Source organism: Methylobacterium sp. J-072 (assembly GCF_022829425.1).
Classification (GTDB): domain Bacteria; phylum Pseudomonadota; class Alphaproteobacteria; order Rhizobiales; family Beijerinckiaceae; genus Methylobacterium.
The window spans coordinates 1-9,860 of record NZ_JAKSYK010000197.1 but is presented as its reverse complement, the minus strand read 5'-3'; the positions used below and the strand labels follow the sequence as shown (position 1 = coordinate 9,860).

8 protein-coding genes and 1 pseudogene are annotated in these 9,860 nt (G+C 70.8%); 5 read left to right on the top strand and 4 right to left on the bottom strand.

Annotation, left to right across the window (positions count from 1 at the left end; translation table 11 throughout):
- Positions 1–95: 95 nt before the first annotated feature.
- Positions 96–215, bottom strand: a pseudogene (locus MKK67_RS26215) (IS5/IS1182 family transposase); the annotation flags it as partial.
- 257 nt (positions 216–472) lie between these two features.
- Here MKK67_RS26215 and MKK67_RS26210 point away from each other — a divergent pair.
- The 3 genes from MKK67_RS26210 to MKK67_RS26200 all read left to right on the top strand — a co-directional run bounded on the left by MKK67_RS26210 (position 473) and on the right by MKK67_RS26200 (position 2,786).
- The gene (locus MKK67_RS26210; RefSeq protein ID WP_243970998.1) at positions 473–709 is read left to right on the top strand and encodes a DUF4170 domain-containing protein; all 237 of its coding nucleotides are present in this window, start codon (positions 473–475) and stop codon (positions 707–709) included.
- A gap of 173 nt (positions 710–882) precedes the next feature.
- Positions 883–1,827, top strand: a complete 945-nt coding sequence (locus tag MKK67_RS26205; protein WP_243970996.1) for a ribose-phosphate pyrophosphokinase — start codon at positions 883–885, stop codon at positions 1,825–1,827.
- Between the two features lie 224 nt (positions 1,828–2,051).
- A complete protein-coding gene (locus tag MKK67_RS26200) occupies positions 2,052–2,786 on the top strand; it encodes a hypothetical protein (protein ID WP_409568443.1) in 735 nt (244 codons plus the stop codon).
- 125 nt (positions 2,787–2,911) lie between these two features.
- Here the strand turns inward: MKK67_RS26200 and MKK67_RS26195 are convergent, their stop codons facing one another.
- Positions 2,912–4,588 carry a methyl-accepting chemotaxis protein gene (locus MKK67_RS26195; RefSeq protein ID WP_243970994.1) on the bottom strand — a complete coding sequence of 559 codons (1,677 nt, stop codon included), beginning with the start codon at positions 4,586–4,588 and terminating at the stop codon, positions 2,912–2,914.
- A 168-nt stretch (positions 4,589–4,756) separates the two neighbouring features.
- Between MKK67_RS26195 and MKK67_RS26190 the strand changes: the two genes are divergently transcribed.
- Complete coding sequence (locus MKK67_RS26190) at positions 4,757–5,812, top strand: ABC transporter substrate-binding protein (RefSeq protein WP_243970992.1); 1,056 nt, start codon at positions 4,757–4,759, stop codon at positions 5,810–5,812.
- Positions 5,813–6,284: 472 nt separating this feature from the next.
- The gene (locus MKK67_RS26185) at positions 6,285–6,986 is read left to right on the top strand and encodes a DUF1013 domain-containing protein (RefSeq protein WP_243970989.1); all 702 of its coding nucleotides are present in this window, start codon (positions 6,285–6,287) and stop codon (positions 6,984–6,986) included.
- 57 nt (positions 6,987–7,043) lie between these two features.
- Here the strand turns inward: MKK67_RS26185 and MKK67_RS26180 are convergent, their stop codons facing one another.
- Together MKK67_RS26180 and MKK67_RS26175 are read right to left on the bottom strand one after the other, a co-directional pair.
- The gene (locus MKK67_RS26180) at positions 7,044–8,393 is read right to left on the bottom strand and encodes an MFS transporter (RefSeq protein ID WP_243970987.1); all 1,350 of its coding nucleotides are present in this window, start codon (positions 8,391–8,393) and stop codon (positions 7,044–7,046) included.
- Between the two features lie 169 nt (positions 8,394–8,562).
- Positions 8,563–9,588, bottom strand: a complete 1,026-nt coding sequence (locus MKK67_RS26175; protein ID WP_243970985.1) for a histone deacetylase family protein — start codon at positions 9,586–9,588, stop codon at positions 8,563–8,565.
- Positions 9,589–9,860 lie beyond the last annotated feature (272 nt).

Sequence of the window (9,860 nt, the reverse complement as noted above, 5' to 3'; positions counted from 1 at the left end):
AGTGACGTTCAGCGGCGGGCGCCCCCGGGCGTCCGCCGTCTTCATGTCGCGGTCCGGCCCGGCCGGCCGAGCGCCAGGGCGGGTGCAGCCAGGGTGCCCGTCTGGTCGGCGCCGTTATCCATTGGACGACGCCCGCCCTTCGGACGGGGCCGAGGCGGCGGGAGGAGCTGAGCGATCTCATCCCAGAGATCATCGGGCAGAAGCGGGCTGGCCATGCTAAACCCACGCTGAAAGCCTCGCTCCGTGCCGTTCTGTTAGGCGCTCTAAGTCCTTGATTGGACGCGCTCGCTGACGCCGAACCGGTATCCACTTCGGCGGCGAGCGCTCTACCATGGGGACCGGGTCGTTTCGTACCTGCCCCGTCGCCGCGCCGCGCTGTTGCGGAGCGCGGAGAAACCGTCGATGAAGCCGTCGATGGAATCGTCGGCGCCGGGCATAAGCGGGCGCCGCGGCGGGACGTTAAGGAGAGGTCATGGCGACGGCGATCGATAGCGACCAGAAGCTGCACCTGGTCTTCGGTGGTGAGTTGCAGGACCTCGACGGCGTCCAGTTCCGGGACATCAAGGGCCTCGACATCGTCGGCATCTTCCCGGACTACGCCTCCGCGCAGGCCGCCTGGCGGGCCAAGGCCCAGGCCACCGTCGACAGCGCGCAGACGCGCTATTTCGTGGTCCACCTGCACCGGCTGCTGGAGCCGCCGGCCGTCTGAGCCGCACTCTGCACCGGCCGTTCCGGGCGCGCGCCTGTGCGGTGCGCGCGTGAAGGCATTGTGACACCTTCGGCCCGCTGCTAAGAGCCTCGCCCGTCATCAGATCCATCCGGCCCGCGCGGGACCGGTGTTCGGAGTGCGGCGCGAAGCTCGGCCGCGAGTGGGCGGACGTCATGAAATCCTCGATCAAGATCATCGCCGGCAACGCGAGCCGGCCCTTGGCCGAGGCGATCGCCGCCTATCTCGAATTGCCGCTGGCCAAGTGCATGGTCCGGCGCTTCGCCGACATGGAGATCTTCGTCGAGCTCCAGGAGAACGTGCGCGGCGAGGACGTGTTCATCGTCCAGTCGACCTCGTTCCCGGCCAACGACCACCTGATGGAGCTGCTGATCATGATCGACGCCGCGCGTCGGTCCTCGGCCCGGCGCATCACGGCGGTGATCCCGTATTTCGGCTACGCAAGGCAGGACCGGCGCACCTCGGGCCGGACCCCGATCTCGGCCAAGCTGGTGGCGAACCTGATCACCGAGGCCGGGGCCGACCGGGTCCTGACCCTCGATCTCCATGCCGGCCAGATCCAGGGCTTCTTCGACATCCCCACCGACAACCTGTTCGCCGCCCCCGTGATGGTGCGCGACATCAAGGAGCGGCTGCCGACCGCCGACCGCATGGTGGTCTCCCCCGATGTCGGCGGCGTCGTGCGCGCCCGGGCCATCGCCAAGCGGATCGATTGCCCGCTCGCCATCGTCGACAAGCGCCGCGAGCGGCCGGGCGAATCCGAGGTGATGAACATCATCGGCGAGGTCGAGGGCCGCTCCTGCATCCTGGTCGATGACATCGTCGATTCGGGCGGCACCCTGGTCAACGCCGCCGAGGCCCTGCTCAAGGCCGGCGCCAAGGACGTCTCCGCCTACATCACCCACGGCGTGCTGTCGGGCGGCGCGGTCTCGCGCATCGCCGCCTCGCGGATGAAGGAGTTGGTGATCACCGACTCGATCCAGCCGACCCAGGCCGTCAAGCTCGCCCGCAACATCCGGGTGGCGACCATCGCGCCGCTGCTCGGCGAGGCGATCGGCCGGACCGCCACGGAATCCAGCGTCTCCAGCCTGTTCGACTGATCCCGCCGCGGTGAAGAATTCGCCGCAGTGCCGGCGGCGCAGTCCGGCGCTATCTCGCCCGCGCGGACGCATCGCCGATCCGGGAGGGGCGGACACTGGGTCGGACGACACTCATCGGCATCCACGGGCTCGCCAACAAGCCGCCCCGGGATGAGAAGGCCGCCTGGTGGCGGGCGGCGATCCTGGAGGGCCTCGCCCGCAACCGCGGGGGCTCGGCGCCCGCGGTGCCGTTCAGCTTCGTCTACTGGGCGGATCTGCGCTACCCGGAACCCCTGGCCGGCGGGCTCAACCGCGAGCCCTACAGCGCCGATCCCGGCACCGGCCCGTTCCCGTCCCCGGCGGACGATCCCGCGCAGGCCGAGCCCACCCTCACCGACCGGATCTATCGCGGCCTCGCGCATCTCGAGGAGGCCACCGGATTCACTCCGGTCGACGGCCTGATCCTGGAATACCGCCTCGACGACCTCTGGGGCTATTACGAGGATGCCGCGTTCCGGAACGCCGCCCGCGCCCGCCTGCGCGAGGCCCTGGCCGAGGCGGCGGATCGCACCGTTCTGATCGCCGCGCACTCGATGGGCGGGCTGATCGCCTACGACGTGCTCCGGGCCGCCGAGCGGGACGGCCCCCCCCTGCCCCGCTGCACCCTGGTCACCCTCGGCTCGCCGCTGGGGCTCGCCGAACTGAAGCTGAAGCTCGCCGCCGAGCACGGCGACCTGTGCGTGCCGGAAGCCGTCACGGCCTGGACCAACCTGATGGACCGCCAGGACATCGCCACGGTGGGCGACGACCTCGCCGCGATCTACCCGCCGAACGCCGCCGGGGTGCGGATCCGGGACGTGCCGGTGATCAACGCCTACCGGCGGCAGGATGGCACCGAGAACCGGCACAAATCCTACGGCTACCTGCGCACCCCGGAATTCTCGGAGGCCCTGGCGGCGTTCCTGGCGGCCGAGGCCTGAAAGTCCAGGTTTCAAAAGGTCGAGACCTTTTGCGGGTGCAGGGCAGAGCCCTGCAGATCACTCAGGGACTCCGCCCCCGATACCCCGCCAAAGGGCTGAGCCCTTTGGGAACCCGGTCTCGGCGCTCAGGCGGCCTTCACCTCGGCCAAGAAGTCCTTGACCGCCTGGTCGAGGTCGTCGGAGCCGCGGGTGAGGTCGCGGGCGGCCGCCAGCACCTGCTCGGAGGCGAGCCCGGTCTCGTCGGCGCCCTGGCGCAGGTCGGCGATGCTGCCCGACACCGCCTGCGCCCCCGAGGCGGCGCTCACCACCCCGCGCACGATCTCCTGGATCGCGGCGTTCTGCTCCTCCATGGCGGCCGCCACCCCGACCGCGATGCTGCGCATCTCCTCGATGGTCTGGCCGACCTCGCCGATCGCCGCCACGGCCTGCCGGGTCTCGCCCTGGATCCGGCCGATCTGCGCGGCGATGTCATCGGTGGCCTTGGCGGTCTGGCTCGCCAGCTCCTTCACCTCCGTGGCGACCACCGCGAAGCCGCGGCCGGCCTCGCCGGCGCGGGCCGCCTCGATGGTGGCGTTCAAGGCCAGCAGGTTGGTCTGCGCGGCGATGCCCGAGATGAGGGCGACCACGTTGCCGATCCGCTCGGTGCCGTCGGCGAGCGCCCGCACGGTCGCCTCGCCCTGGCGGGTGGTCTCGGCCGCCCGCCCGGCGATCTCCGAGGTGCGGTGCACCTGCCCGGCGATCTCCTGGACCGAGGCCGACATCTCCTCGGTGGCCGCCGCCGCGGTCTGGACGTCCGCCGAGGTCCCGGCCGCCTGGGCGGTGACCGCGCCCGAGCGCTCGGTGCCGCGGGCAGCCGTGGCGGTCATCGCCTGGGCGGTGACTTCGAGCTCGGAGGCCGCCGCCGCGAGGCCCCGGCTCAGCGCGCCCGCCCGGGTCTCGAACGCCCGGGTCAGGCGGTCGAGGGAAGCGGCCCGGCGGGCTGCCCCCTCGACGTCGTCGGCGGCGCGGGCATCCGCCCCGGCCTTGGCGATCAGCGCGTCCTTGAACACCTGCACGGCGCCGGCCATCGTGCCGATCTCGTCGCTGCGCCCGCGCTCCGGCACGGCGGCGGCGGTGTCGCCCGCCGCGAGGCGGTGCATGGCCTGGTTCAGGGCCAGGAGCGGCCGCGTCACCCGGCGCCCGATCACGGCCGCCAGCAGGGCGATCAGGGCGATCACCACCAGCATCCCGGCCGCCGCCCGCCAGGCCGCGTTCCACAGGATCGCGGCGGTGTCGTCGGCATAGATGCCGGTGCCGATCACCCAGCCCCAGGGCGCGAAGCCGCGCACGTAGGACAGTTTCGGCACCGGTGCGTCGGACCCGGCCTTGGGCCAGGAATAATCGACGAAGCCCTGCCCCTTCTGCTTGGCGAGGTCGACGAAGTCCCGGAACAGGTACTTGCCGGTGGGATCCTGCACCCCGGCCATGTCCTTGCCCTCGAGCTCGGGCTTCATCGGGTGGGCGACCATGCGGGGCTGCATGTCGTTGATCCAGAAATATTCCTGGGCGTCGTAGCGCAGGGTCTTCACGGCCCGGATCGCTGCGCCCTGGGCATCGGCCCGCGACAGCCGCCCGGCCCGCTCCTCGCCCTCGAAATAGGCCGCCACCCCGTAGGCCACGTCCGTCAGGTTGCGGGTCTTGGCCATGCGGTCCTGCTCGACCTGGGATTTCAGGTTGAGCAGGCCGATGCCCGAGACCACGGCGACGCCGACCAGGGCGGTGGCCGTGATGGTGTGGAGCTTCGCCCCGATGCCGATTTTCACGAGTCCGCTCCCGGGACGAAAATTCACACGGAGAGAGTGTGCAACGTTACCGTTACCGCACCGTGAAGACTGCCGTGGGCCTTGCGCTTATTAGCCTGAGCCTGTCCACTTGCCGTCAACATGAGCCCGGATCCGGACATGAAGCCGGCGGGACAAGGGAGGAATGACATGGTGCGTGCGTCGCGGGCGGCTGCGAGTCCGGGGATCTGCCGCCACCTCTTCCGGAGCGGGCCCGCCGCCCTGCTGCTGGCCGGGCTGGCACTCGCCGCCCCGTTTGCCGGCGTGGCGAAGGCCGACGATGCCAAGGTCCGGATCAGCCGGCAGCCCGGCTTCGTCTACCTGCCGGCGGTGCTCGCCGAGCAGCACAAGCTGATCGAGAAGCAGGCCAAGGCGGCCGGCCTCGGGGATGTCACGGTCGAGTGGGTCAACCTGACCAGCGGCGCGGCCGGCAACGACGCACTCCTGTCGGGCAACATCGACATCGTCGACAGCGGCTCCACCAACATGCTGCTGCTCAACGACCGCACCCGCGGCGACGTGAAGGGCCTGTGCGGGGTCGGCTCGACGCCGATGCTGCTGCTCACCCGCAACCCGGACGTGAAGACGCTCAGCGACTTCTCCGGCAAGGACAAGATCGCCCTGCCCTCCGTGAAGGTCTCGACCCAGGCCGTGCTGCTGCAGATCGCCGCCAGGAAGGCGTTCGGGCCGGACGGGGCGTCCCGGCTCGACCCGCTCACCGTCCAGCTCGGCCATCCTGACGCGGTGGCGGCGCTCGCCAGCCCCCAGAACGAGGTCAACAGCCACTTTTCGCTGCCGCCGTTCCAGCAGCGCGAGTTGCAGAACCCGGCGATCCACGCGGTGCTCAACTCCTACGAGCTGGTCGGCGAGCCGGTGAGCAACGCGATCTTCTACGCCCGCACCGGCTGGTTCACCCGCAACCCCAAGCTCGCCGCCGCGATCGTGGCCGCCATCGACGAGGCGAATGCCGAGATCGCCAAGGACCCGCTCCAGGCCGCCAAGGACTACATCGCCGCCACCAACGACAAGACGCCCCCCGAGACCTTGGTGGCGATCATGAAGGAACCGGGGACCACCTTCTCCACCACCCCGTACGGGATCATGCTCCAGGCCCGGCACTTCTACGCGATGAAGACCATCAAGGCCGAGCCGAAGGATTGGAAGGACACGTTCTTCCCGATCGTCCACGGGCTGCCGGGGAAGTAGGGGGCTTGCCCATCCCCGCGCGGCCGTTGTTGCTGGTCCCGGTCCGCGCTATATTGGGGAGTGGGATCGGCGGCGGCTACCGCCGATCCCTGGCAATTACCCGTTAGGGTTTAGCCAACTCCAGAACAGCGGGTGGACGGCGAGTCGGAGTTGGAAGCTCCACTCGCCGTCTGCTTGTCTGGAAACTGCCAGAAGGATGACCATCCTCTGCACTCCCGGCCGCAACCGGCCGCGTGCGGCCTTCGCGGGTGAGTCGGTCAGGCTCACATCCGGTTTGTAGCCCGGCCGCGTGCGCCGGTTAATCGGCGCCAAGCGACCGCGAACCGCCGAACCCGCGATTGCGCCCTTCCCCGGGCGGCCCTATAGTGAGCCATCCCCATTCGACAGCGTGAGACGGGACTTCCGGATCTGCATCCGGAGCCCGCGGCCCGGTGCCCGGCCCCCGTCCCGCCAGGCCGGAGCACGAGAGCACATGTCCCAGGGTCCGCTGATGCCGAAGGCGACCGCCGTCTGGCTGGTCGAGAACACCTCCCTGGCCTTCGAGCAGATCGCCGACTTCTGCAAGCTGCACCCGCTCGAGGTGAAGGGCATCGCCGATGGCGAGGTCGCGGCCGGCATCAAGGGGCTCGATCCGGTCTCCACCGGCCAGCTCACCCGCGACGAGATCGAGAAGGCCCAGAAGGCGCCCCACTACAAGCTCAAGCCCGCCGTCTCGAAGGTGAAGCTGCCGGAGGTGAAGCGCACCACCAAGGGTCCGCGCTACACCCCCCTCTCCCGCCGCCAGGACCGGCCCAACGCCATCCTGTGGCTGCTGCGCAACCACCCCGAGCTGAAGGACGCGCAGATCATCCGCCTGGTCGGCACCACCAAGTCGACGATCCAGCAGATCCGCGAGCGCACCCACTGGAATTCCGGCTCGCTCCAGCCGATGGACCCGGTGACCCTGGGCTTGGCCACCCAGATCAACCTCGATTTCGAGGTCCAGCGCGCGGCGGCCGACCGCCCGGCCGCCCTGGCGGCCGAGTCCGGCGCCTCGCTCCTGCCCACCGAGGTCTCGACGGCGCCCGAGCCCGAGGAGACGGCCGAGCATGGCGGCCGCGAGGAGCGGATCGACGCCGATTCGGTCTTCGCCAAGCTCAAGGGCCGGCATCAGGACGAAGACGACGAGGCCTAGAGCATCGTCCCGAACTGGTTTTCGGCTCTCGCCCGTCTCGGGCGAGAGCCGAAGCCGTCAGTCCGGCAGCGGCTTCCCGGTCGTTTCCGGCATGAACCACGGCACGATCAGCCCGATCCCGTAGACGCTCGACATGGTCAGGGCCGCCGCGGCGACGCCGCCTGACAGGGTGACGATCTGACCGGCGATGATCGGGAAGATCCAGGCGATCAGGCGCGCCCCGTTGAACACGACGCTGGCCGCCGTCGCCCGCACGGCCGGGGTGAACAGCTCCACCAGGTAGATCGCCATCCACGAGAAGGCGAAGCCGAGGGTGAAGAACCCGTTCAGGAAGGCGAGCCCCATGAAGGGCACCAGCCCGCCCGTCCAGAGATAGCAGGCGAGCGAGGTGACGATGCAGCCGGCATACGTGATCAGCAGGAAGGCGCGCCGCCCGACCGCATCGGCCACGAAGCCGGAGATCAGGTAGGCGGTGATCGCCCCGACATTGTAGATGATGCCCATGCGCGGGCCCCAGACGTTGGCGGGCTCCCCGGCGGCCTTGGCCAACCCCTCCGTGTAGGCCGGCAGCCAGGACGAGACCGCCCACCAGCCGACCGTCGTGGCGAACGACATCAGGGTGGCAAGCAGGACCCGCCGGCGGCTCTCGCGCTCCCGGAAGATCTCCGTCAGGGAGAACGGACGCCGCCCCTTCGGCTGCGGGCTCGCGGCATCCGCGGCGGTGGCGGCCCAGCGCTGCTCCCGCAGGGCCTGCATCCACTGCTCGGATTCCTCCAGGGCGCGCCGCAGGTACAGGCAGACGAAGGCCGGAAGCGCCCCCAGCGCGAACATGATCCGCCACGAGTCCGGGCCGAGCGGGTCGAAGGCGGCGAGCAGCGCCCAGACGATCGCGGCGAGCACCGCGCCGCCGCCGAAGCCCGATTGCAGGAAGCCGCAGCCCTTCGGCCGGGCCCGGTTCGGCCAGGTTTCGGCAACCAGGGCGATGCCGGTAGACCATTCGGAGCCGATGGCGAGTCCGGTGATGAACCGCAGGATCGCGAGCTGCGCGAAGCTCCCGGCAAACGCCGTCAGCCCCGTGAACAGGGCGTAGCCCAGGATGGACAGCATCATCATGCGCTTGCGGCCGATATAGTCGGCCGCGATTCCGCCCATCAGCCCGCCGAGCCCCCAGCCCAGGAGGGTGATCCCGATCGCCGCGCCCACGTAGAAGGCCGGTGTCTGGGCCTGCTCGGGGGTGAGGAGGGATCCGAGGGCCGGGCGGAGCGCGTAGACCAGGGCGACCGCCTCGTAGCCGTCGAAGATCCAGCCGAGGTAGCTGCCCCAGAGGATGCGCCAGTGCCGCCTGGTCAGGCCGGCGTACCAGGGGGCGCTGGCCGCATCGGGCCGCCGGACGTCGCCCGCACGCATCGCTCGTGTCCTCCCGCCGGGACCGCAACCCAGGCGGCCCCTGTCGGGTCGGTATACAGGTCGTCCGCGCCGCGTCGGTGCAGGGATCGGCTCGGAGGACACTCTTCGCGTCGCGCTGCGCCATATTCGCACCACGCCGCGCGGTATCCGGGCTGCCCCGAGCCCCGGCTCAGCGCGCCGCGTCGAAGGCGGCCAGGAAGGCGGTCAGGTTCTCCGGCAGAGCCGGGCAGAGATAGCCGCCCTCCTGGACGATCGCGGTGGGCAGCCCGGCGCGCGCGATCCGCTGCGCCGCCGCGGCGAAGCCCGCCCGGGTCACCGTGAGCACGCCGATCGGGTCGTCCGCGGCGGCATCGAGGCCCAGAGCCACCACCAGCCCCCGCGGCTTGAACGCCGCGATCGCCGCGAGCCCGGCCTCCACGGCGGCGAGCCAGGGCGCGTCGCCGGAGCCCGGCGGCAGCGGCAGGTTGCGGTTGAGGCCGGTGCCGGCCCCCGCCCCGGTCTCGTCGGCATAGCCGGCATAGAACGGGAAATAGTCCGACGGGTCCGCGTGGACCGAGACGGTGAGCACGTCCCCGCGCGTATAAAAGATCCCCTGCGTGCCGTTGCCGTGGTGCACGTCGATGTCGAGGATCGCCACGGGGCCGCCTGCGGCCGCCCGCATCCGTTCGGCCGCGATTGCGCTGTTGTTGAGGAAGCAGAAGCCGCCGGCCGAATCCGCGTAGGCGTGGTGGCCGGGCGGCCGGCACAGGGCGTAGGCGTGGCCCGTCTCCAGGGCCGCGTCGGCGGCCGCGACGGCGCATTGGGCCGCGCCGTAGACCGCCGCCCAGGTCCCGGCCCGGATCGGCGTCGAGGTGTCGGCGGTGTAGAGGCCGACGCGCCCGAGCAGGCCGGCGGGCGTCCGATGCATCTGCGGCCGGGCGAAGCTGCCGGTGAGGATCTCGTCGGCGATGCCCGGGATCTCCGCCCGGCGCGCCCAGGCCTCGGCGAGGAACGCGACGTAGCCGGGATCGTGCACCGCCCGGATCGGGTCGAGGCCGTGATCGACGGGCTCGGCGAGGGCGTGGCCGCCGTCCCGGGCCGCCGCGTGCAGGATGGCGTAGCGCGAGGCCTGCTCGGGATGCGGGATCGGCGTGCCGCGGCGCAGGTAGAGCTCGGGATCGTGCCGAGCGGAATCGGCGGTGTGGAAGACGCGCATGGGCGCAGGTTAGGCGCGCCTGCGCCGCGCGTCACCCGCCCCCGGGTGAGGCTTGAAGTTCGGGTTTCCAAAGGGCTCAGCCCTTTCAAGATGTCGGGGCTGAGAGCCAGGACATGGCGTCGAGCGGGTCTGCACGGCCGTTTTCCCGGGCGCATGCAGCGCCAGCGGAATGCGACCCGGGACCCAGCACACGACGGCGCGCAGCGTCCGTCCGATCGACCTGTGCCGCTGGCGCGGCGCTTCGTGTGCTGGGTCCCGGATCAGGTTCCGCT

Coding starts and splice junctions, on each gene's coding strand:
- MKK67_RS26205 (WP_243970996.1), top strand. CDS start 883: ATGAAATCCTCGATCAAGATCATCGCCGGCAACGCGAGCCGGCCCTTG.
- MKK67_RS26175 (WP_243970985.1), bottom strand. CDS start 9,588: ATGCGCGTCTTCCACACCGCCGATTCCGCTCGGCACGATCCCGAGCTC.
- MKK67_RS26190 (WP_243970992.1), top strand. CDS start 4,757: ATGGTGCGTGCGTCGCGGGCGGCTGCGAGTCCGGGGATCTGCCGCCAC.
- MKK67_RS26210 (WP_243970998.1), top strand. CDS start 473: ATGGCGACGGCGATCGATAGCGACCAGAAGCTGCACCTGGTCTTCGGT.
- MKK67_RS26185 (WP_243970989.1), top strand. CDS start 6,285: ATGTCCCAGGGTCCGCTGATGCCGAAGGCGACCGCCGTCTGGCTGGTC.
- MKK67_RS26180 (WP_243970987.1), bottom strand. CDS start 8,393: ATGCGTGCGGGCGACGTCCGGCGGCCCGATGCGGCCAGCGCCCCCTGG.